20 protein-coding genes are annotated in these 22,292 nt (G+C 45.3%); 6 read left to right on the top strand and 14 right to left on the bottom strand.

What is annotated here, in order from left to right; translation table 11 throughout:
• Positions 1–33 precede the first annotated feature (33 nt).
• Positions 34–648: a YqaA family protein gene (locus tag AC0YN7_RS14615; protein WP_475810749.1), complete on the top strand. Its 615-nt coding sequence runs from the start codon at positions 34–36 to the stop codon at positions 646–648.
• Positions 649–747: 99 nt separating this feature from the next.
• Here the strand turns inward: AC0YN7_RS14615 and AC0YN7_RS14610 are convergent, their stop codons facing one another.
• From AC0YN7_RS14610 to AC0YN7_RS14600, 3 genes are all read right to left on the bottom strand, one after another.
• A complete protein-coding gene (locus AC0YN7_RS14610) occupies positions 748–1,326 on the bottom strand; it encodes an LOG family protein (RefSeq protein ID WP_475810748.1) in 579 nt (192 codons plus the stop codon).
• Between the two features lie 109 nt (positions 1,327–1,435).
• The gene (locus AC0YN7_RS14605) at positions 1,436–2,332 is read right to left on the bottom strand and encodes a cation diffusion facilitator family transporter (protein WP_475810981.1); all 897 of its coding nucleotides are present in this window, start codon (positions 2,330–2,332) and stop codon (positions 1,436–1,438) included.
• A gap of 204 nt (positions 2,333–2,536) precedes the next feature.
• Complete coding sequence (locus AC0YN7_RS14600) at positions 2,537–3,532, bottom strand: ABC transporter substrate-binding protein (RefSeq protein ID WP_475810747.1); 996 nt, start codon at positions 3,530–3,532, stop codon at positions 2,537–2,539.
• A 184-nt stretch (positions 3,533–3,716) separates the two neighbouring features.
• Here AC0YN7_RS14600 and AC0YN7_RS14595 point away from each other — a divergent pair, with 184 nt between their 5' ends.
• From AC0YN7_RS14595 to AC0YN7_RS14585, 3 genes are read left to right on the top strand one after another with little or no spacing between them, the layout of a single operon-like run.
• Complete coding sequence (locus AC0YN7_RS14595) at positions 3,717–4,724, top strand: FecCD family ABC transporter permease (protein WP_475810746.1); 1,008 nt, start codon at positions 3,717–3,719, stop codon at positions 4,722–4,724.
• Between the two features lies 1 nt (position 4,725).
• Complete coding sequence (locus AC0YN7_RS14590; RefSeq protein WP_475810745.1) at positions 4,726–5,772, top strand: FecCD family ABC transporter permease; 1,047 nt, start codon at positions 4,726–4,728, stop codon at positions 5,770–5,772.
• Between the two features lie 59 nt (positions 5,773–5,831).
• Positions 5,832–6,653, top strand: a complete 822-nt coding sequence (locus AC0YN7_RS14585; RefSeq protein ID WP_475810744.1) for an ABC transporter ATP-binding protein — start codon at positions 5,832–5,834, stop codon at positions 6,651–6,653.
• A 577-nt stretch (positions 6,654–7,230) separates the two neighbouring features.
• Here the strand turns inward: AC0YN7_RS14585 and AC0YN7_RS14580 are convergent.
• The 3 genes from AC0YN7_RS14580 to AC0YN7_RS14570 form a co-directional block, all read right to left on the bottom strand.
• Positions 7,231–8,850, bottom strand: a complete 1,620-nt coding sequence (locus AC0YN7_RS14580; protein WP_475810743.1) for an ABC-F family ATP-binding cassette domain-containing protein — start codon at positions 8,848–8,850, stop codon at positions 7,231–7,233.
• A gap of 667 nt (positions 8,851–9,517) precedes the next feature.
• Complete coding sequence (locus tag AC0YN7_RS14575) at positions 9,518–10,585, bottom strand: Gfo/Idh/MocA family protein (protein WP_475810742.1); 1,068 nt, start codon at positions 10,583–10,585, stop codon at positions 9,518–9,520.
• A 63-nt stretch (positions 10,586–10,648) separates the two neighbouring features.
• Positions 10,649–11,755: an MBL fold metallo-hydrolase gene (locus AC0YN7_RS14570; protein WP_475810741.1), complete on the bottom strand. Its 1,107-nt coding sequence runs from the start codon at positions 11,753–11,755 to the stop codon at positions 10,649–10,651.
• A gap of 381 nt (positions 11,756–12,136) precedes the next feature.
• On the opposite strand from AC0YN7_RS14570, the gene AC0YN7_RS14565 reads away from it, so the two are divergent.
• Complete coding sequence (locus tag AC0YN7_RS14565; RefSeq protein WP_475810740.1) at positions 12,137–13,291, top strand: virulence factor; 1,155 nt, start codon at positions 12,137–12,139, stop codon at positions 13,289–13,291.
• 172 nt (positions 13,292–13,463) lie between these two features.
• Here the strand turns inward: AC0YN7_RS14565 and AC0YN7_RS14560 are convergent, their stop codons facing one another.
• From AC0YN7_RS14560 to AC0YN7_RS14540, 5 genes are all read right to left on the bottom strand, one after another.
• A complete protein-coding gene (locus tag AC0YN7_RS14560; protein ID WP_475810739.1) occupies positions 13,464–14,639 on the bottom strand; it encodes a transglutaminase domain-containing protein in 1,176 nt (391 codons plus the stop codon).
• Positions 14,640–14,803: 164 nt separating this feature from the next.
• Positions 14,804–15,778 (bottom strand): alpha/beta hydrolase, encoded by a 975-nt coding sequence (locus tag AC0YN7_RS14555; RefSeq protein ID WP_475810738.1) that lies wholly within the window; start codon positions 15,776–15,778, stop codon positions 14,804–14,806.
• Positions 15,779–15,796: 18 nt separating this feature from the next.
• Entirely contained in the window at positions 15,797–16,429 is a 633-nt protein-coding gene (locus AC0YN7_RS14550) for a bifunctional 4-hydroxy-2-oxoglutarate aldolase/2-dehydro-3-deoxy-phosphogluconate aldolase (protein WP_475810737.1), read from the bottom strand.
• A 26-nt stretch (positions 16,430–16,455) separates the two neighbouring features.
• Complete coding sequence (gene mutY / locus AC0YN7_RS14545) at positions 16,456–17,679, bottom strand: A/G-specific adenine glycosylase (RefSeq protein WP_475810736.1); 1,224 nt, start codon at positions 17,677–17,679, stop codon at positions 16,456–16,458.
• Entirely contained in the window at positions 17,660–18,559 is a 900-nt protein-coding gene (locus AC0YN7_RS14540) for a helix-turn-helix transcriptional regulator (RefSeq protein WP_475810735.1), read from the bottom strand. The genes mutY and AC0YN7_RS14540 overlap by 20 nt, the downstream gene beginning before the upstream one ends.
• A 168-nt stretch (positions 18,560–18,727) precedes the next feature.
• On the opposite strand from AC0YN7_RS14540, the gene AC0YN7_RS14535 reads away from it, so the two are divergent.
• Positions 18,728–19,075, top strand: coding sequence for a c-type cytochrome (locus tag AC0YN7_RS14535; RefSeq protein ID WP_475810734.1), 348 nt, complete (start codon positions 18,728–18,730; stop codon positions 19,073–19,075).
• A 70-nt stretch (positions 19,076–19,145) separates the two neighbouring features.
• On the opposite strand, the gene AC0YN7_RS14530 is transcribed toward AC0YN7_RS14535, so the two are convergent.
• The 3 genes from AC0YN7_RS14530 to AC0YN7_RS14520 form a co-directional block, all read right to left on the bottom strand.
• Entirely contained in the window at positions 19,146–19,373 is a 228-nt protein-coding gene (locus AC0YN7_RS14530; protein ID WP_475810733.1) for a hypothetical protein, read from the bottom strand.
• Positions 19,374–19,433: 60 nt separating this feature from the next.
• A complete protein-coding gene (gene acpS, locus AC0YN7_RS14525; RefSeq protein ID WP_475810732.1) occupies positions 19,434–19,832 on the bottom strand; it encodes a holo-ACP synthase in 399 nt (132 codons plus the stop codon).
• A gap of 96 nt (positions 19,833–19,928) precedes the next feature.
• Positions 19,929–22,256 (bottom strand): DUF4962 domain-containing protein, encoded by a 2,328-nt coding sequence (locus tag AC0YN7_RS14520; RefSeq protein WP_475810731.1) that lies wholly within the window; start codon positions 22,254–22,256, stop codon positions 19,929–19,931.
• Between the last annotated feature and the right edge of the window lie 36 nt (positions 22,257–22,292).

The following is a 22,292-nucleotide window of genomic DNA, read 5'->3' as shown; positions in this document are numbered from 1 at the left end:
TGTGCAGATAGTTGACGGAAAAGGAGCCTGTTAATGTTTCAAGCGGTAATAGATTTTTTAGAGAAATTCGGACCCATGGGATTGTTCATCCATTCTTTTTTCGATGCAATTATTTTCCCAATTCCTGCTTTTTTCCTTCAAGTATCGTTAAGTATTTTGAACCCTTCTACAGCATTATGGTTAGCTACAGTTGGATATATCGCTTGTATGCTCGGTACTCCAGTGGGGTATTATCTTGGAAAAGTAATGGGCAAAAAGGTTCTCTACAAGTTTCTAAAAAAAGAATGGATCGATACCGCAACAGAAAAATTCCAAAAAAATGGCGAAGCCGCTATCTTAATTGGTTCATTTACACCTATTCCGTTTAAAGTATTTACGATTCTATCCGGCTGTTTAAACTTCCCGTTATGGCGGTTGATCGGATATGCAGCTATTGGACGCGGTCTCAAGTTTTATATTGTCGGTCTTTTATTTTATTTCTATGGCCGGGCTGCAGAAGGTATGGTGAAAAATGTCTCCTTATATATTTTCATCATTGCCGTACCCCTTATTGTCATATTCCTTCTCATTCGCAGAAGAAAACGTAAAAAACAAGAGCTGCTTTCCAATGAGACTGACGCGAAAGCATCAGAAACAACTACAATCTAATTAACGAATACAGACTTCACGTTTATAATAAACATAAAAAATGGATAGTCTATCAGGTATTTTCCTGACAGCCTATCCATTTTTCATTTCACTTGTTTATTAAATAAGCTGCTTCCACTTTTGCTCCAATGTTCGGGGAACATAACTTTCCATTAGCTGCAAGAGCTCAGCAGGTTCACTTGAAATATTAATAAGACTTAAATGAGATGAATTAGAAAATCCTTCACTTATACTGTGATTAATCAGATTCATTAAGGGATTAAAATAATTTCTGACATTGAGAACCCCTATTGGTTTAGAATGTATACCTATCTGTGACCAGCATAGAGCTTCAAAAAGCTCTTCATACGTTCCAAGCCCGCCTGGCAGCGCTATGTATCCGTCTGCAAGTTCTGCCATTTTAGCTTTACGCGCATGCATATCATCCACTTCAATTAATTGAGTAATTTCTCTGTGCACCATCTCACCTTTAAATAAACCTTTGGGCATTACACCGACTACTTCGCCGCCGCCCTGCATAACAACATTTGCTATTTCACCCATCAAACCTATATTAGAGCCGCCGTAAATTAACCGATACTTTTTTTGTACCATATAATTTCCAAGCTCAATCGCTTTTTGAGCATATTCATCATGCTCTCCTAAATTAGATCCAGCAAAAACACAAATAGATTTCATTTCCCCTTCTCCACCTCATACTATATATAGTTATTTTTCAAATTAATCATACTACATACAGAATATCGGCGTAAAGGGGACGTCACCACCGATTGTCGTTAACGCTTTTCTAATCCGTTCGCAGGGGACTGCTGTTCTCCCCTTCAAGAGGCTCCACATGCACATGCACACTCATAATATTATGCTTTCGAGACATGCGATGCTCGATTTCATCACTAATGCGATGACTCTCTATAAGTGAAAGTCCAGGATCCACTTGGACGATAACATCAATCAACACGTGGCTGCCATGTGCCCTTGCCTTAATATCTTTAATCGATTTGACACCTTTAGTCTTCGCAATTGACGAGCGCAGCGTATTCAACTCATTCTCATCAAAGCCGTCCGTCAAAACATGCGTTGCGCTGTAGAAAATGTCCCAAGCAGTTTTGCAAATGATCGCACCTACCGCAAGCGCTGCAACGGGATCAAGCCAAGGCAATCCGAATTGTGCCCCGATAATACCTACTGCAGCACCGATACTTACGAGCGCATCAGACAAATTATCCTTCGCTGCCGCTAGCAATGCTTGATTATTAATACGAAGAGCAAGTTTCCGATTGTACAAATAGACGCCTCCCATAATTAAAGCGGCGAACAATGCTATCCAGGCAGATGATAAATTCGGAACATGATGGTCTGCGGCAAACAATGATTTAACCGCGCTAATCAAAACCTGTACACCCACCGTTGCCATTATGAACGATGCGATAAGTGCTGCAATCGTCTCCGCTCGGAAGTGCCCGTAAGGATGGTCCTTATCCGGAGGCTTTTGCGATATACGTAACCCGATCAATACCGCTACTGAGGCAACAATATCAGTCAGGTTATTATAACCGTCTGCTACGAGAGCGCCTGATACGAACCAGTACCCTGCAGCAAGCTTAAGTGTAGAAAGCACCAAATACGCACCTATACTTACCCAGGCGCCCTTTTCACCTTGTTTAATCTCATCGTACTGATTCAGTGTTCATACCCTCCCAAGCCAATCCTTCTAATCATTCCAGCTTCTGCAAATAATCTATCGGTATCATACCCGAACAGAACCATGTGGGTCTAGAGAAACAGTGTTTACCTGATGCGCGCTTTTATGCATCCACGCAACATTTATTGATTGCTGCAATAAAAAAAAGCTGGAGAAAACTCTCCAGCTGTTCCTTTTTACTGCTTATTATTTTATTTCATAAATGTTGTAGATTTCATCCAGCATTAGGTTAGCTGCGATTACACCGCCAGCTGTATTCCAGATCGCATCGTTTACGCGAAAAGCTTTGTCGTTTTTCACTACATTAAGACTTTGCCAAAGCGGATCCTTCAGCATTTCATCTTCCATTTGCGTTCCTTTACCGTCTCCAGTCTCATACGTGAAATAGAAGAGCATGTCGGCGTCAACTTCAGGAAGGCGTTCCTTTGTAATTTCTTCAACAAATGTATCTGTATACTTCTGATTGTCTGGGCGAGTTATTCCTAGCTTCGAGAACGCGACTCCAGTAAATGTATCTTCTAAGTAAATTCTTGTTTTTCCCGCCATAAAACGTACAACGGATACTTTTTGGTTAAGCTTGTCTCCTGCTTTTGACTTGAAGTCCGCTGTCCGCGCATCATAGTCTGCAATTATTTTCTCGCCTTCAGCTGTTTTGCCAAGCGCTTCAGCGTATAGCTTGAAGTTAGACTGCCACTCTCCGCGAAGCGTTTCAGAAAACACAGTCGGCGCTATCGCATTCAACTGTTCATATACTTTTTCTTGACGCAATTTATTACCAATAATAAGATCAGGCTTAAGACTGATAATAAGCTCCATATTCGGCTGGCTCTCGTCACCTACTACTGTAACGCCCTCCATATCCGCTTTAATGTGATCGTACCATGGATCGCCTGTCCAAGATTTCACTGCGCCTACTGGCTTAACTCCAAGTGCTAAAAGCGCTTCTGTTCCTTCGTTCGTCAATACAACGACACGAAGCGGAGTTCCTTTTATTTTTGTCTCTCCCATAGCGTGAGTAATAGTACGTACATCCTCGGTTTGAGGCGTTGTTGTTTCATTCGGCTTTGCCGTGCCCGCGTTATTATTTGTTTTTGCGTTTCCGCACCCTGATACGACTACAGCCATAGCTAGCAAAGCCGCGGAGGCTGTCCATACCAATCTTCTTTTAAATACCTGCATCATCTGTTTGCTCTCTCCTTATAAATGAAAATGGTTCTCATTAGTTCTACATACGAAACTATAGCAGGAGGCAAAAATAATGTCAATGATTTATTGATAATGATTTTCAGCGTCATTGACAGTAACGAAGTGTTCCCCTAAAATAATTGAGTACCGATTAATTGCGCATAATAGGAATGAGGAATTTATGACTACTCTACTCTCATCACGATTTCAAAAGATTACAGGATTGTTTATCGGTCTATTATTATTTGCCGCCGGCATCGTCTGCAGCATCGCATTCGGAGTTACGAATATTAGCTGGCGTACAATGATAGAATCATATACCGCGTTTAATGGATCGCAAGAGCATCTCATCATACAGACTGCGCGGGTGCCTCGTGCTCTTATAGCAGCAACAGCCGGAGCAAGCCTTGCCGTCGCTGGCGCGCTTATGCAAGGCATTACCCAGAACAAACTGGCTTCACCCAGCATTCTCGGCATCAATGCCGGAGCGGCCTTCTTTATCGTCATCGGCTCTGCCTTCTTCGGCGTAAACGGCTTATCTACATACGCTACGCTTGCCTTTATCGGTGCTGCCTTTACCGCTGTGCTCGTATATGTACTTGGCTCGATAGGAAATGATGGACTTACTCCGCTTAAAGTAACATTGGCGGGAGCCGCTATGACAGCCTTCTTCTCATCCCTTTCATTAGGAGTATTGCTTACTGGCGGTCAAACCTTCGATCAAGTCCTTTATTGGTTTGTAGGGTCCGTCGCTGGACGTGATATTGGCATATTTAAAGCAGCCGCACCGTATATGTTTATCGCTCTTATAGGAGCGCTCATATTGACTAGACATATGAATGTACTTTCACTCGGTGATGATATCGCAACCGGTCTTGGTCAGAAAACTATTTATATTAAACTCGCCGCCGGAGTCGTTATTGTCTTACTCGCGGGCGGATCGGTATCAATGGCCGGCCCTATTGCATTCGTCGGTATTATTATTCCTCATCTAACCCGGCATCTCGTTGGAATTGATTACCGCTGGACGATCCCTTATTGCGCTGTCCTTGGGGGAATTCTTCTGCTTGCTGCAGATATTGGTTCTCGTTATATCGCATTTCCGAAGGAAGTACCGGTTGGAGTAATGACCGCGATCATCGGTGTCCCTTTCTTTATCTATATCGCCAGAAGAGGGGAACAAACCTAATATGAATATATGGATTACACTCAGAGGAAGAAAGTATTCTTTTCAAATAAATCGTCGCACGGTAACGGTAATCTCGGTTCTAGCCATCATTAACCTAGCAGCCATCATCATTTGTACCGGGATGGGAAGTAAATTCATCTCACCCATCGCAGTCATTCGCGCGTTTCTTGGTATTGGGGAAGAAACCGACTCCATGATTATTTGGTCACTTCGACTGCCGCGCGTGGTAATCGCCATATTGGTCGGTTCCGCCCTAGCGGTTTCAGGAGCATTATTGCAAGGTATCGTACGTAACCCGCTTACTTCACCGGATATTATCGGCATTACCGGAGGAGCTTCTCTCGGGGCTGTCGTATTCATCTTATACTTTTCCCATGTGAGTATACGCTACATGCCGCTTAGCGCGATTGCTGGAGCTTTTGCAACCGCATTTCTTATTTATATATTTGCCTACCGCCGCGGTATAACACCGCTGCGGCTTGTACTTATTGGCATTGGTATGGCCACTGCTTTAACAGCCATTACCTACATGCTAATTCTAACAGCTTCGTTCACACCGACAGCTGTTGCCGTTAAAGCTTTTACTTTTATGACAGGCAGTATTTACGGCGTTTCTTGGGAGAGAGATGTAAAGACTTTGCTGCCCTGGATCGTTGTCTTAATGCCAGTCGCCCTTATCTATGCTCGCCACCTTAATGTGCAGGAGCTTGGCGACGAGGTCGCAGTGAGCGTTGGCAGCTCTGTTCATAGGAAAAGAACAATCCTGCTTATCATTAGCGTAGCTCTTGCAGGAGCTGCGGTCGCTATAGGCGGCGCTATCAATTTTATCGGACTAATGGCTCCTCATATTGCTCGTAAGCTTGTTGGGCCAGCTTACGGTGGCGTCATTCCGGTATCTGCTCTTATCGGTTCGCTAGTGCTATTGCTTTCTGATTTAGTCGCTAGAACTGCATTCATTCCACTGGATATACCGGCTGGTGTCTTTACAGCAGCGATAGGCGCGCCATTCTTTATCTATTTATTGTACCGTCATCGTAATGGGGGCTAACTGTTACCTTCCTTCAATCATACCAATTACGAGAACATAAAAATCAAGGAGTGAGCCCCGTGTCGGTCATTCAAGCTAAACATCTTACATTATCCTATGGGCAAAAGTCTATTTTCTCTGATCTCCATATTGTTATTCCTGAGGGGAAAATTACTGTATTTATCGGGAGCAATGGCTGTGGTAAATCAACCCTGCTCCGTTCACTTGCCCGCCTGCTAAAGCCGCAGGAAGGATCTATATTACTTGACGGCAGTGATATCGCTAAGCTGTCTAGTAAAGAAGTCGCCAAGCGTCTCGCCATTTTGCCGCAAGGCCCAACTGCTCCAGAAGGCTTAACCGTACATCAGCTCGTCAAACAAGGTCGTTACCCTTACCAAAGCTGGCTGCAGCAATGGTCGCAAGAAGATGAGCGAATGGTGCGGAGAGCGCTTGAGGCGACACATATGTCCGAGCTGTCCTCCCGTTCGGTCGACTCGCTTTCCGGTGGACAGAGGCAGCGGGCTTGGATTGCAATGACGCTTGCCCAGAACACTCGCAACATTCTACTTGACGAGCCAACGACCTATCTGGACATGACTCATCAAATTGAAATTCTCGACTTGTTGTTTGACTTGAACGAGCAAGAGAACCGTACAATCGTAATGGTCCTTCACGATATTAATCTCGCTTGCCGCTATGCGCATCATATAGTCGCAGTCAAGGATGGACGTATTTACGACCAAGGGGAACCCGAACGCATTGTAAACGAAAAGCTCATTGGCGACGTATTTGATATGAAATGTCAGGTTACAGCTGATCCGATCTTCGGCACACCGCTCTGTATCCCTTATGGCAAAGGTCGTAAGGTAACAGTAGCCGATGCTGTTCCTGTTTATAACTAAATCCATTACGATCAATTCTTGAGCGTTCATGTCGTTCCATGTCCAATCCTTTTTTGCTTTGTTGGTAAGCACATGCCTCATCCCTTCTTATTTATAAAATGAAACTATCCCCCCTGCATTAAGCGCTGGAATATCATTTACAATTAGAAACTACCATCCCCTCAAGTTGAACATATAGGATCAGGTGATTTGAATGGATATAGTCCATTCAAATCACCTGATCCTCACTTTGTAATGTGTTTGATTGGAAAATATCCAATCTAATAGATAGCTAGGAGCTCTTTCACTCCGGAATGGACCATTAGGTTGGATGAAATACAGTCAAAGGCCAAATAAGACGTTCTGATGAAGAGTTGATTGTATGAAATACAGTCAAATACGACTATTGAAAATACGTAGCACGTCTACCTTAATCGTATAAGACAAGTACAAGAACGATTCGATACAATTGTTTTTCGAAAAATATTATCATGATCAATAGGCATAGCCGTCAACTTTTATCTTAGTATGTACAACACAAAAAAACGTCGTCCCGCGAGGTTTCCCTCGCAAGACGACGCCCTGCTTTAATGCGATATTACACCGCGTACATACGCTCACGAAGCGCCTTAACTTCCGCGCTTTCAAGGTATTCATCGTAGGTCATCATCCGATCAATGACACCGTTTGGCGTAATTTCCACGATGCGGTTTGCAATCGTTTGGACGAACTGATGGTCATGCGATGTGAATAGAACGGTGCAGTCCGTATCGATTAGACCATTGTTCAATGCTGTAATCGATTCTAGATCCAAGTGATTCGTAGGCTCATCCAGAACAAATACGTTTGCGCCTTCAAGCATCATCTTGGACAGCATGCAGCGAACCTTCTCGCCCCCGGACAATACGCTAGCTTTCTTAATCGCATCATCACCGGAGAATAACATACGGCCTAAGAAACCGCGAATGAACGTTTCATCGGGATCCTTCGAGTACTGACGAAGCCATTCCACCAAATTCAAGTCAACACCATCGAAATATGCGGAGTTGTCTTTCGGGAAATAAGCTTGTGTTGTCGTAACTCCCCATGAATAGCTACCTGAATCTGCCTCAATTTCACCAACAAGCAGTTGGAATAACACCGTTTTCGGCAAGCTGTTTGGTCCAACAAATGCCACTTTATCGCCTTTGTTAAGTGCAATCGTCAGGTTATCAATGATTTTCTCGCCATCGATTGTTTTCGTCAGGTTATCAACCAGCAGCAATTGCTTGCCTGCCTCGCGCTCGCCTTTGAACAAAATGAACGGATATTTCCGGTTCGATGGACGAATATCGTCAAGCGAGATTTTTTCAAGAAGCTTTTGTCTTGATGTCGCTTGCTTTGCTTTCGACTTATTAGCGCTGAAACGCTGAATAAATGCTTGCAGTTCTTTAATCTTGTCTTCTTTCTTCTTGTTCTCGCCGCGCATCAACTGCAAAGCAAGCTGACTGGACTCGTACCAGAAGTCATAGTTGCCGACATACATACGGATTTTACCAAAGTCAATATCCGCAATATGCGTACAAACCGTATTCAGGAAATGCCTGTCATGGCTGACTACGATAACAGTTCCTTTGTAATCAGCAAGGAAATCCTCTAACCAACGGATCGATTCGATGTCCAAGTGGTTGGTAGGCTCATCGAGCAGCAAGATGTTCGGAGTGCCGAACAAGGCTTGCGCAAGCAATACGCGAACCTTCTCGTTACCGCCAAGGTCACTCATCTTCTTATCATGCAAATCTGGCGTGATGCCGAGACCGTTAAGCATTTCTGCAGCTTCCGACTCCGCTTCCCAGCCGTTCATATCCGCAAACTCAGCTTCGAGTTCGCCAGCACGCATGCCGTCTTCATCCGTGAAGTTCTCTTTCGCATAAAGAGCGTTCTTCTCGTTCATAACATCATATAGCTTTTTGTGACCCATGATAACCGTCTCAAGCACAACATACTCGTCGTATGCATAGTGGTTCTGACTCAGAACCGCTAGACGTTCACCCGGTGTTATATGCACTTCTCCGTGCGATTGCTCGACTTCACCGGATAATATTTTCAAAAAGGTCGATTTACCCGCGCCGTTAGCGCCGATCAAACCATAACAGTTGCCTGGTGTAAACTTGATAGTTACATCTTCAAAAAGCGCTCGCTTCCCATAACGGAGCGTAATGCCATTTGTACTAATCATTCTTTTAATCCCGTCCTTCACTACATTATCAGTACATATCGAACCATTATAACACAGTATGCTCGGAAACCGAACCCTCTTTTAGCCGCGGTGCCGCCTTTCTGCTCATTCTCCATATCGTCCAAACAATCGCTTTTTTCATAAAGCCCCCCCTTTCAGCAATCGTATTGCCCGATAGTTTCAACAATTGCAATTAAATGAGGTCGCAAAAGAGTGAGATGCGATTTAGTGTCAGGGGATGAACTTAATGGCTGGGTTAGCTCAATCCGTGCCCTCTTTCCGATGAGTTAGCTGCTTATTCTGAAACTAAATCGTCTCTATTTCTATGATGACGCTCATTAGTTTCACAGTGTGGAATTAATTTAACATCTCCTCCAAGCCTCCAGATAAATAAGTATATTACCGGCTATTATCGGCTTGTTCTCCAACTCCACGCATCCTTAATCTTTTAATTAATGATAATTTTTTTAGATGGATAAAGGCTATGTTATCCGCCTATATTTTCCAATTTGTAATTAACGCATACTATTAACGGAACCAAGCAAGTTAATGTTGCAAGCACTTCTATCTAAAAAAGCCTCCTCAAGTAAGTAACATAATGTTATCACAGAGGAGGCAATTTCATAGGCTTTCATAATACCTTTTACATATGGTTAAAAGAATAGCTTTAGTCCCATTTCAACTTCACTTCATGGCCCGTACGGGAGGATTCATATATGGCGTCAAGAATACGATTATTTGTGTAGCCTGATAAACCGGTGGTGATAGGCTGCTTGCCCTCGCGGATACAATCCACGAAATGACGGCTCATTAAGATGCGTTCTTCTTCACCCTCTAGTGGAATAATGTCACTCTCGACTACCTCATTGTCCAAATGCGTCACATATTTTCCATTGCTGCCAATAACCCCAACTCCGCCTTTCGTTCCCATTAGATGAATAAAAGGGTCTTCGGACATGAAAGCGGAATGAGCTGCCCAGCTTACCTCAAGCGATAACGTCGAGCCATTATCCATCTTGATCAATGCGGAGGCTAAGTCCTCTACGTCATAATAACCGTCCCAGTTTGGCGTTCCCCAGTTCCCGATACCTTGTCTGTTAGGACCGAACTCAGCGTATGTAGAACCATAGACGGATACCGGCTTCGGATTGCCCATCAGGTACAGCGAAAGATCGAGCATATGAACCCCGATATCGATCAACGGTCCGCCGCCTGCTTGATCCTTGCGTGTAAACCAGGAACCCCAGCCAGGAATTCCTTTTTTACGAAACCATCCAGCCTTAGCATTATAAATATGGCCAACATCTCCATTATCGATATGCTGTTTTATCGCGCGATTTAGTCCCGTCCATCTCATTTGATGGGACATCATCAATATTTTTCCTGACTTGTCCGCTTCTTCCACAATCAATCGGGCCGCTTCCGAATCTATTGCCATCGGCTTCTCCAAAAGCACATGTTTGCCTTGCTTAAACGCCTCAATCGCAAGAGATGCATGAAATTGATTAGGAACACCTATGATAATAGCGTCGATATTCGGGTCTTCAAGCAGTGACTGCGGGCTTGCGTGAACCGTCTGAATACCGTGCTCCTCTGCTCGCTGCTCTGCAAGCGGCAAATAAGCATCCGTAACAGCCACGACATCAATACCTTCTAGTTCGATGAATGTCTTCATATGGATGCTGCCTATTGCTCCTGCACCTATAACTCCTAAGCGTATGTTTAATTGACTCATTAACATCCCCCTCTAATTATCGTCATTGCTCGAAATTGGCTCACTCTTGTTCTTGTTTGTCATTCATTTGCCGGACAATCGCCATGTTTCCCCATGTGGCAGCACAACAATTCTTTTTTTCTCGATGCACCGATTGCATCTTTCGGCCTCCAGCCGGTCAAGCGCTTCACGGGGTGTATCATCGGCAAGCTTGAAGGCACCATAGTGCATAGGCACGAACCATTTTGCACCCGTATCCTCGTATGCTTGCAACGACTGCTCAGGTGTAACATGCTGTGGTCCCATAAACCATTCCGGTTCATAGGCTCCAATCGGCATAAGAGCTATGTCAATCGGAAAACGACGTCCTATTTCCTTGAACCCCTTGAAATACCCGCTGTCGCCTGCAAAATAGATAGTTGGCGAATCCGATATAATCGGCCGTTCTTCTATAATTTCATCAACGTTATTTGTTACCTTATGAATAGATTGCTGCTCAGAAGCTGCCGCCGCGAGTTTCTCCGCATTTATAGACGATACGTTAAGCTCTCGTTGCTTCCTCTTATCTCCTGCACGGCTTGAGGACCTGCCATTTCGAGATGCTGACGGTTCAATAACCCAACCACCCCAGTGTGAGCTGTTCGTGTCCCAGGGGTTGCGACGAGTCCAATGCTGGGATGGAACGAATGTAAATTTTACTCCGTCAATATATACAGATTCCCACCAGTGCAATTCCTTAATGCGAGTAAAGCCCTTAAGCCGCAGCTTCATGCTTAGTCCCGCAGGAACAAGCAGCTGCTTAGAGCCGACGAGCCGACGAAGCGAGCTTATATTTAAATGATCATAATGAGAATGTGAAATGAGCACGATATCGATCGGCGGAACATCTTCGATTTGTAAGCCTGGGGGTGCTAACCGCTTTTGAAACGCCATTTTTCCAGACCATACCGGGTCAGTTATAATATTCAGGCCGCCCAGCTGGAGAAGAAATGTCGAATGTCCAACCCATGTAATCGATGGCTGCTTTCGGTTATTTTGCAAATATTCAATATCAGGGTCAGCGTTAGGAACGGCGAACGAATAGTCTTTTAATTTCAGCCTACGAATGCGTTCTTGACGCCATCTCTTGAACTGCTTGAAAGTATTATGGAGCTCGATTGGTTCAATGTTAGCAAATCGTTTTAACTTCATTCGTCCATACCTCCTCGCTCACTCCTATTATTTTATTAGAGTACCAAGTATATGGCGCAAAAAGCAAATATGATCTTTGTGAAAAATGATGAATAATGACATAAAGCATCGTTATTCGCATCATATACTAAAATCAGGTACACTTAATTAATGAAGACAAGCGTAAACAGCTGTCTCCGTCATTGGCAGCAAAGCTAAGTTTCGCGATGAATTATAAGCATAATATAAGTGTGAAACTTATAAATTCTTATAATTTGAAACATCAAAATTAATTCCCTATAAAATAAAGCGTATGCTTTCGAAGCTAGTTTTGCTTCACAAAACTTTAAGCGTATGCTTCCGAAGCGAGTTTTGCTTCACAAAACTTTAGGAGGTCTCCTCATGAAACTAATATCAATAGAACCAACTCCAAGTCCTAACTCCATGAAGCTTAATGTGGATGAGATGCTGCCTCGCGGACGCAGACTGACCTTTAAGGCCTCCGAAGCTGGCGATGCACCCGAGTTATTGCGGCAGCTCTTGCAAATAGATGGCGTGCGAAGCTTGTTTCGCACGGCTGATTTTATCGCGCTTGACCGCAAGTCTGGAGCGGATTGGGCAGCAATATTAGCTGAAGCCGGTCATATTCTACAGCAGAATACTGGTGAGGGTGATCAGGCGGGACAACAGAACGGGGTTGCAACAAGCTATGGTGAAGCGCAGGTATTCGTTCAAATGTATCGTGGCATTCCGATGCAAGTACGTGTCCGAATAGGTGATACCGAGATTCGTTCAGCGCTTCCGCCTCAATTTGCCGAAGCGGTTCAAACCGCTGCTGGCTCCGGTATGATACGTGAGCGCAAGCTGGAGGAATTCGGCGTACGGTATGGCGAACCCGAAGAAATTGCTCTCGAAATTGTACGTGAGCTGGAAGCGTCATACAATGAGGAACGATTATCTACACTAATGCAAGCGGCCATTGAGCAAGGTGGCACGATCAGCGATGAGAGCAGCCAGGCGTACGTAAGACCTGCACCGTTATCGCTAGAAGCAGTACAGGAGCAATTTGCATCGCCAGATTGGCAGGTCCGTTACGCCGCATTAGAACGCTATGTTGCTTCGATAGAGGGAATTCCGCTGCTTGCCGAAGCGATCAAGGATGAGAATACATCAATCAGACGGCTAGCCGTCGTTTATTTAGGTGATCTCAGATCGCCAGAAGCACTGCCGCATCTATTCACTGCGCTTCAGGATTCGTCCACCTCCGTAAGGAGAACAGCTGGCGACACCTTATCAGATATTGGTGATCCAGCAGCGATTGAGCCGATGATTAAGTCGCTGCAGGACAAAAACAAGCTTGTCCGCTGGCGGGCAGCTCGTTTCTTATATGAAGCAGGCGATGAGTCAGCGGTAGAAGCGCTTCGCGAAGCCGCCAAAGACAATGAGTTTGAAATTCAGCTGCAAGCGAAGATGGCGCTCGAGCGAATCGAACGTGGCGAGGAAGCCGCCGGATCTGTATGGCAGCAAATGACGGCCGCTCGCAAAAACGAGCAATGAGAAGAATCGATTGCGTCGTCCCTTAGCGGCATAAGCTCGTTTCACGGTGAAATATAGATTGAGTAGAAGCGTCAAACTTATATTTTCCTATATTAAAAAAATAGTGAGGGAAACCTCATTCGCCATGAGTCAAACTTCTTGGCGAGTGAATATTTCCTCACTATTTTTATTACTACTGATATTCGAGCTGAATGCGGACAAGCAGCGAATTGTCCCCAGCATAAGGTTCATAGCTTGCTCTATAGCCAACTGCCATTTTTGCCGACTCGAATGCCGCTTTAAGATCTTCTGGAAACTGTTCACCCTGCTCGTATCTAAACTCTAGACTAGCGGTGCGGGTATCGAGCGCTGATTGAATGAGACCGCTCAGCTGTTTTTGACTAGAAACGGTATACTCAGGCTCTAGCCAATGCAGCCCTAGCGTTAGCTTCAGTCTATTATAACGTTCACGCTCAGTTGCTGTACCTTGCTGCTCGAGCTCTTTAATAACGTTTATATACGAAGTGCTCGCGGCAGGGTATGATTTCGTCCATTGGTGATCCAAGCGTAATTCTGCATCCGTCTTTAAATAATAATTGTACCGGATTGCCGTGTTGGCTGACTTCGCAGCAACCGCAGGCTGCTTTTCATTTACAGAATGTACAGGATCATCCCAGGTCATATCTACATGAAACCAAACGCCGTCCAGCCGCACCATATTCCAAGCGTGCTCGCCGGTGTTCACGGTTCCTTCCGCGATTAACACCTCAATGCCAGCTTCCTTAAGCATTTTGTAGGCTAGCAGAGAGTAGCCTTGGCATACGGTTTCTCCGATAGTTACAGCATCATAAGCTGTATAACGGGTCAAGGACTGATCGTACTCCACATGGCTTACGATCCAATCGTGAATCACTTTCATTTTCTCATGATCATTCATACCTGGCTCGATTATTTCCTTAAGCGCCTTCGCGACCTCACGATCGACAATAGCTGTCTGTTCCTTCGTTTCCCGGTATCTCGCTTCAATCGCTATCGTAGACTTTCCTCCCCAGCTTCGGATTGTATACAAATAGGATTCAAGAATATAAGCTGAGTAATCGTCATGCTTCATTGCAGCTTTAATGGTCTCCGTAAAATTAGCTGATAACTCCTGCTTGTCTCCCGTGTAAGTAACGGAAAAACGTTCGGATCGTTTTTGAAACTCCTCTGAAATTTCCCGCTCCAGCTTTTCTAGCCGATCTAGTTTTTCTACAACCACTGGCTCATCCGATTCCGCAACCGCCGGGAACAGTTTTAATTTTAAGTCAATTACGAGAGCAGCTATAATAATGACGGCCATAACCAGTAATTTAGATGCTATTTTCTGCATACGAGCCTCCTAATCGCAATCTTCCTCTGTCCCAACGGCTGTAATCAAACTGTAATATATCTCTCATCTTGGTTTCATCTTATGCATATATAATAAATTCATGACCCCCCTTATTATATATTCTCTCTTGTAGCCTGCAGCCTCGTGCCGCAGGCCTCTTTTTTTTATTTCACTCGCTTTGCTAGAGCTTTCTTCAAAAAAGGAATAACCTGCTTCCAGAATAACGGATCCGTTTCAGAGGAGCTATGTCCCCGGCTCGACACGAACATGGTGTCGATCTTACCTGCAGGCAATTGCTGCTTCAGCAGCCGCAATTCATCGGCGCTAATGAAGTCGTCACCGTTCGAGTGAACCATTAATACAGGTACTAAGCCTGATTCAGCCGGTCCCGCATGCTTCAATAAAATGTCTCTTATATTGGCGTCACGAAATTGCTTACGTGTTATACGAGCTCGCATTAGCCAAATGGCAGGGATGAGGTAAACGAGCGGAAATGCGGGAGTTTTCTTGCGATGCAGCTCAGCTCGCAGCATCGTTTCAAATCGTACTGGCATAGAATCCGTTACGACAGCGTTAACCCGCAGCCCTTCCTCTAATCCAAGTATCGCTCCAAAACCGCCAAGCGAATGTCCAAGAACAGCTATTCGATCTGGATCGATGCCCGGGAGACAACGAGATTTCTCGACAGCGGCAAGCACATCATCTCGGAACATGAGAGCTGATGGCGCTTTAATCGATTCGCTGTCTCCGTGACTTCGCGCGTCATACATAAACACAACGAAGCCCGCCTCATAAAGCGGTCGAGCATATCGCAGCACTCTCGTCCGATTGGAGCCCCAACCATGTGCTATTACAACCAATGGGAGAAGATCCGCATCGGTTGTCCCGTGATTCTTCGCATTAGACGCCGCATCGGTTGGATATACATTTGCTGTTCTCGCAGTCGGCTGCAGGAGCCAGCCCTCCAGTTTCGATCCATTGCTCTCGAACGCAATAGACTGCCACTGTGTATCAACTGCTGGATCTTCTGTATTCGGGAGCTTGCGCGGACTCTGGCTGATTACTCCTATACGCCAAACAAAAACTGCCAGCAATATAACTATAAAAAGTATGATCAACACCCAGCTAATTAAGCCCACAAGTGATTCCCTCCTGCCCTATAGAGCCCGAACAGCTTCTACAAACTGACTCGCCCGCTCCGTTACCTGATCAAACTTCCCTTCTCTTATCCACTCTAAGTTGACAAGCTTGCCGCCCATTCCAACGGCATTAGCTCCTGCCTTAAAATAATCTGCAATATTATGTAGGTCTACTCCACCGGTAGCGATCATCGGAATAGCATTGAGCGGCCCGCGAATTTCTTGCAAATAGCCAACTCCAAGCGTACCCATTGGAAAAATCTTTACCGCGTCTGCCCCTGCCTTCCAAGCCTTGACGATCTCAGTAGGCGTCATAACGCCCGGCCACACTGACACTCCGCGTTCCCGACCGTACGCAATAACCTCTTCGTCCAAATTGGGCGAGATAAGAAACTGTGCTCCAGCGGAAACGGCTTGCTCGGCAAGCGAAACGTCAGTTACAGTACCAGCTCCTATCGCCGCCTTCCCATCAAACTTCGTGCGCCAGCGATCAATCATGACAGCGGCGCCTTCTGTATTCATCGTTATTTCCATCATATGAATGCCGCCGTCAATTAAAGCCTGTGCTGCAAAATCCGCGTGTCGATCCTCTATTCCCCGTAAAATGGCTACAATTTTGTGCTCCAACAGCTGCTTTAGCATGTCATTCATTCCCAATACCTCCACCATATATTCATTTATTCCCAATATTCACGTAAAATTCTCAAAAACAAATTCGGAAACGGCAATGTTTCCATATCTTCCGGGCCAATCCATCTATAGTGAGCTGGTAAATTTGATTTAGCTGTCATCGTTGCACTAGTCTTTGACTCATATTCAGCTGCAGCCTCAGCAGCTATTGAATTAAAAGCTATGCTGTATCCTCCATTAGGACCGTCGATACTCGATGAATCACCCAGATCCGCCAAGTAAAAACGCATTTTCCAATGAATATGACTAAAAATATGATCAGCGTCCGTAAACCAGCTGAGCGGACGAATAAGCAGTTGAGCATCCTGTTCCAGCACCGTTCCAATTAGCTCCGCTAATTCTCCTTGCTCCTTTGGCAGCTTCTTATCCATGAGCTCCATCTTGTCTGTAGGAATCAACTGATGCGGCAGCTCCCACATTTGCGCGAGCAGCCCTGTATCCGGACGCTGCCGCACTAATATTTTACCGGCATTCTCACCGCTGCCTTGCACAATAACAGCCGCTCTTAGCTCATCCCGCGGCGGCTTTGCTTTCGTCTTAATCGGCAGCTCCAATTCCCTGCCTTCAAGACGCGCCGAGCAATGCTTCATCACCGGACAAGGCAAACAGCTCGGTGATTTAGGTGTGCACACTAGAGCGCCCAGCTCCATTAGCGCTTGATTAAAATCACCTGCCGCGCCTTCCGGTATGAGCGACTGCGCAAGCTTTTCAATCCCGATCCGCGTCTTCGGTTTTGCGATATCATCCTCAAGCAGGAAATAACGAGACAGCACACGCATAACATTCCCATCCACCGCTGGCTCCGGTCGATTGAAGGCAATGCTCATTATCGCTCCGCTCGTATAAGGGCCAATTCCTCTTAAAGCAGCTACAGACTCCTTATCGTCAGGAACAATGCCCCCGTAGCGCTCAACCACCTCTCTCGCACCCGCTTGCAAATTACGAGCTCTAGAATAATAACCAAGTCCCTCCCAGCATTTAAGCACTTCTTCTTCCGGTGCTTCAGCTAGTGCCTGTACGGTCGGAAACTTGCTCATGAACTGGTTGTAAAACGGAATTACAGTATCTACACGTGTTTGCTGCAGCATAATTTCCGATACCCATACGCGGTACGGATCACGATTCATTCGCCAAGGCAAATCGCGTTTAATCAATCTATACCATGAGAGAAGCTCATGACTGAAATATTGCTTAGCCGCCTGCTGTGTCATTGATCTTCTCCTCCTTGTTCTCTGTCATTGTTTGTTTAATCATCTGATTAGCGCTTAGCTTCGCTATTTTGCGATAATGAATCGGTGTGATTCCAGTATGGCGCTTAAATAAGCGCGATAAATAATGGTTTTGCATACCGACCATTTTAGCAACGGAAGAGATCGGTTCCATCGTATTCGCGAGCAAATTTTTAGCAGTGTCAATTCTACGGTTCGTTACATATTGAATCGGAGAACAGCCCATTTTGCTTTTGAAAGACGAAATGAAATAATTCGGATGCAGGAAGGCGAATTTAGCGAGGTCATCAACTTGAATGTTCGTATGTAAATTCAATTCAATGTATTCGATCACTTCATTCCATTTCACACCGATGCTTGGATCAGTAGGAGCCTCTTGTTCAATATGACTTTCTTCAAGATAATAGGAGAGAATTTCTAACAATGCCGATTTAAGTCTAAGCCCCCGCGTTAAGGACGAATAATGCTGAGTCGCAATCATTTTATCAAAAAGGTGCTTGATCGTCTGTTCGTCCCGTACGTGAACAAAGGTTGGAAGCAGCAGTGAGCTAATAAACGGTATGTCTCCTGCCTCCAATCGAAAATGGCACCAATAATGTCCAAACGATTCCTCCCCTTCTGTACCGAAGGATTGTACAGTATGAGCAGGAAGCAAAAATAAAGTTCCCGGCATAATAGCGTGTCGTTCATTATGAAGCTCTAGCCAACCTTGCCCACTTCTCGTATAAACGAATCGATAAAAGTCCGGCTCCTCATTATACTCGCGCCAGCTTGGTATATTTTCAGAATAAGCCGTCATAATAACCTCGGCATGAATGTGATTCAATTGGTTTAATAAAATACTCTCTATTGTCGGTTTCATGAAGTCTCCTATAAATAAAAATACGATATAATTGACGTAACGTCCATCCATGTTCGTCGCTTGTCTAAACTCTATTATACGAACAAACAACATAAATTCATATGGACACGCTGTGACTGACGCTTGGTTAAAGCTACTAATACTGAAATGAGAATGGAGGTTTTACGTATGACATACAAAAAAATGATTCCATTAGGAATGAAAATGACCGCGGCTGCAACGCTGCTATTTATTATGGCAGGCTGCGGAGGCGGAGGTGTAAAGCAAGGCGTTGTTATAGACGGGCCGAAAGAGGTTGTCGCTGTCTACAAAACGAATTGCATCAGCTGTCATGGTTCGGACCTGCAAGGCAGAGTCGGTGCTGATACCAATCTAAAGAAGATCGGTGAGCGAATGGACGCAGAGGCTATTACGAAGCAAATAGAAGACGGCAAAGACTTAATGCCCGCCTTTAAGGGTAAGCTGACTCCTGAGGAGATTACGGGACTCGCAGAGTGGTTAGCCGATAAGAAGTAGCATCTACAACAAAAAGGATGCCTAGGATAGATCACTCTGTCCCAAACATCCTTATTTTTATTCTATCTGTTTAATAGCCGATATGGTGACCGTTTATTTTCGGAGACTTCATTAAATGAATAGCGGACTGACCGGCATATGTCCAATTCGTCTGACCCATTTGCGGATGAACCGGGAACAGATCTCCTTGTACCAGTACCAAATCGCCGCCCCAATCATCCGAATATAAGCCGTCAAATTCAACAAATTGTCCTGTTTTAAAACGACGCTTCGTACTTTGCTTCCGCTGCTCCCTCACCGTCGTCATCCCCTCTTGTCAATAGCTTTGGTATATTACATTCCAAGTATGGGCAAAAGGTTACTCTATTATCCGTTCGATGACGGCGAACGCGGAAGCTAGTGTTTTCTCATGCGTTATCGTTACATGAATTCGAACCGTATCCGGATCAATACCGAGACGATTCCAAGCAGCCTCTGTTAAGCCGCACTCTGGCTTGCCGTTGCTTCCCCGTGAGATGTTGATATCGGTGAAGGCTACGATTGAACCAATTCCACAGCCAAATGCCTTTACGACAGCTTCCTTGACAGCGAACCGTCCAGCTGTGAATTGATGAAGTCTCTCTCCCGCATACTCTGCGGCAAGCTCAAGTTCTTCTACTGATAGGACGCGCTCCAAAAATCGTTTACCCGTATTACCACTTACCAATTTAGCTACTCGTACAATATCTGTTAAGTCATGTCCGATGCCGATGATCATACTAACACCAACCTTTATATGAAGGTGAGATTAGCAGATAGCGGAGATGAAGTCAAGATAAACCCCTAACTACCTTGTCGATCCTATCGTGACGGTCTAGAGTAAATTCGGTTTCGCAATCTCGATATTGTCGGATACCCCATCATTAATGAAGGTCAAAGAAACCATCTGATCCTGATCAACAAGCCGATAGGAGACGCTTGTACGGCTTCCTAACTTCCTAGGAACCAAAAGGGTTGCGATACGATGGCTGACAGCCGAATGGGTCTCGCTGGTCATATGCCACTGCATGGGTAATCCTTCCAGTTCCGATGCTTCTACTTCCGAAAATCGATCATGCTGGGTTAAGCTCATCGGGCCGGAAGAAGCATAGATGAACTGTCCATGCAGCTCCGCTTTCTTTCCTTCTGTCTTGAAGGATTGACCGGAAAACTCGAAAGGCTGAAGTGAATGAAGCAGCCATTGTACAGTTGCTGAGCGTTCTAAATCTATGCTATCAACGATAACAAAATATGAATGGTTGAGAAAATAAATTTCACGCAAAAAGCGTGACAATTCGGGTATATTTTGCCGATAAGCAGCCGTAGCATCCATACGAATATACCCTCGCCCCCCTGTATATGAGGCTTCCTCAACCACACCCTTGGCCTGCAAATTCAGCTCCCGGTTCGGTCCTGCATATTGACCATGACCGTCAATTAACAGGCAGTTTGTGGCCTTTGTTTCCCGTCGCCAATTCAAATGCATCGAGCTGTTGAATGCTACATAATGGCCTGATGCAATTGCTAGCGGTTCCCCATATGCATGCAGCAGAAACGCATTCTGATCGCCATAGCTGTGGCTGATGGAGCCATATTTACTGCTTTTGGCGAGCAGCATGATATGATTTTCAGGATCGTCCATACGATAATGCACCGCAACCCATCCGACATCACGGAACCACTTAACAGTTGGAATCCCCGATGGTGGAACGGGTTCAATAATTGGATAATCATGATAGTAAAGCAGCTCATCGAAGCGCAAATCCCACCACCCGTAGTTGTAGCCTTCCATCTCTGTCCCTTGACTTATCTTTTTTACGGTTTCGCAGTACCATTGGTATCGTCCGTCTCCCGTTACACCAGCAAACTGCATCATGAGAAAAGCTGTTTTAAGCCCGGGCGGACTGCCTAGATTGGACTGATCACCAAAGCTTGCACGAACCGTATTAGCGCTTAAGCAGTACAGTGGAAATTGACCCGTTTCCCTAAAAAAAGGGCGCTTATAAAAATCGATGTCTAAATAATTTTTCACCAAATTGAACGCTTCCGTTAAAAACGCCATGCCCGTTGTCCAGTACACAGCACCTTCCGCCCAGCCTCCGCTTTCGCCACCCCATGGCGTGTAAAGGCACCCGTAATAATCCAATGTATAATTTAACCATTCCTTAGCTCTGTCTTCCTCATGAAGCATCGCCATGCAGCAAGGCACCAGCACAGAGGACAGAGAACGGACAGCATGACTATCATAAGGTGAGAGATGAATCTTACTATCTTCTATGACATGAATGGCAACTTGCTCCGTTCTGCGAAATAAGCTTTGAAGGACGAATCCCCGATCTTCAGCAGTTAAAAATTGAAATAACCAATCGTATCCCCAAGCGAGCGCCCCTGCGATCCGAAAGGCTGCCTCGTCGTTATATTCGCGGGAAGTCGGACCCTCCGTATCCCAACTGGCTGCATGCAGCAGCCATAGCTTAGCCTTCGAGACAATTTCCTCATCCTCCAGCAATACGGCAGCTATACTAAGATGACGGATTGCATAAAGGACTTCTTGGCAATCTATGTACATCTGCCGCCACAGTTTCGTCGTGCGTTGATCATTCGGGTACGGCTTAGGCTCGGGGATGAGCCGTTTAGAAAGCCAGGGGACAACCGAGCGTTCATAGAAGCTGTTCCAGCCGCAGTAATCTTCCCTACTAGCAAGCCGCTCCCTAAAACTCTGAATTTTGTCTGCCTGCAGCCAAAGCCGCGGATGGGCTTCATTCGCTTTCTCATAGCGGGTATCACTGGCTGCAAGTGGCGTTTGGGGCAGATTTGCAGGTATGGTGAAGCTGCGAGTAACGCTCCATTCTGAGCATCTGATATAGGAACGTTCCGATTCCTCACCATCCCTGCTTATTTCTAACAGCGCGTATCGCCAATAATATAACCCAGGCTCGAATGAGTGATCCGGCGTATAAAAGTTGTAATAAATCGGATTTTTAGTGATCGTTTGATCCTCATTAAACGTCTGTGATCGCCCATATTGCAGCCTATAACAGCCTCGCCGCTGAGTCGCTTCCATCCATGTGAATCGAGGTGGATTTTCTGCGAACCTAGTATTCTCATCAGGGGCATAAGCTATAGTCAATGCCCCACTTGAAGGCTGGAACAATGAATCCATCGTCTATCCCCCCTCATTCATATTGTAAGAATATTT

Source organism: Paenibacillus sp. J31R122, assembly GCF_056269185.1.
This window is presented reverse-complemented; position numbering and strand designations above follow the sequence as displayed.

Bases quoted from the DNA above. Each gene is read 5' to 3' on its own strand.
- AC0YN7_RS14615 (WP_475810749.1), top strand. From the start codon at position 34: ATGTTTCAAGCGGTAATAGATTTTTTAGAGAAATTCGGACCCATGGGA.
- AC0YN7_RS14610 (WP_475810748.1), bottom strand. From the start codon at position 1,326: ATGAAATCTATTTGTGTTTTTGCTGGATCTAATTTAGGAGAGCATGAT.
- AC0YN7_RS14600 (WP_475810747.1), bottom strand. From the start codon at position 3,532: ATGATGCAGGTATTTAAAAGAAGATTGGTATGGACAGCCTCCGCGGCT.
- AC0YN7_RS14595 (WP_475810746.1), top strand. From the start codon at position 3,717: ATGACTACTCTACTCTCATCACGATTTCAAAAGATTACAGGATTGTTT.
- AC0YN7_RS14590 (WP_475810745.1), top strand. From the start codon at position 4,726: ATGAATATATGGATTACACTCAGAGGAAGAAAGTATTCTTTTCAAATA.
- AC0YN7_RS14580 (WP_475810743.1), bottom strand. From the start codon at position 8,850: ATGATTAGTACAAATGGCATTACGCTCCGTTATGGGAAGCGAGCGCTT.
- AC0YN7_RS14575 (WP_475810742.1), bottom strand. From the start codon at position 10,585: ATGAGTCAATTAAACATACGCTTAGGAGTTATAGGTGCAGGAGCAATA.
- AC0YN7_RS14570 (WP_475810741.1), bottom strand. From the start codon at position 11,755: ATGAAGTTAAAACGATTTGCTAACATTGAACCAATCGAGCTCCATAAT.
- AC0YN7_RS14565 (WP_475810740.1), top strand. From the start codon at position 12,137: ATGAAACTAATATCAATAGAACCAACTCCAAGTCCTAACTCCATGAAG.
- AC0YN7_RS14560 (WP_475810739.1), bottom strand. From the start codon at position 14,639: ATGCAGAAAATAGCATCTAAATTACTGGTTATGGCCGTCATTATTATA.
- AC0YN7_RS14550 (WP_475810737.1), bottom strand. From the start codon at position 16,429: ATGAATGACATGCTAAAGCAGCTGTTGGAGCACAAAATTGTAGCCATT.
- mutY (WP_475810736.1), bottom strand. From the start codon at position 17,679: ATGACACAGCAGGCGGCTAAGCAATATTTCAGTCATGAGCTTCTCTCA.
- AC0YN7_RS14540 (WP_475810735.1), bottom strand. From the start codon at position 18,559: ATGAAACCGACAATAGAGAGTATTTTATTAAACCAATTGAATCACATT.
- AC0YN7_RS14535 (WP_475810734.1), top strand. From the start codon at position 18,728: ATGACATACAAAAAAATGATTCCATTAGGAATGAAAATGACCGCGGCT.
- acpS (WP_475810732.1), bottom strand. From the start codon at position 19,832: ATGATCATCGGCATCGGACATGACTTAACAGATATTGTACGAGTAGCT.
- AC0YN7_RS14520 (WP_475810731.1), bottom strand. From the start codon at position 22,256: ATGGATTCATTGTTCCAGCCTTCAAGTGGGGCATTGACTATAGCTTAT.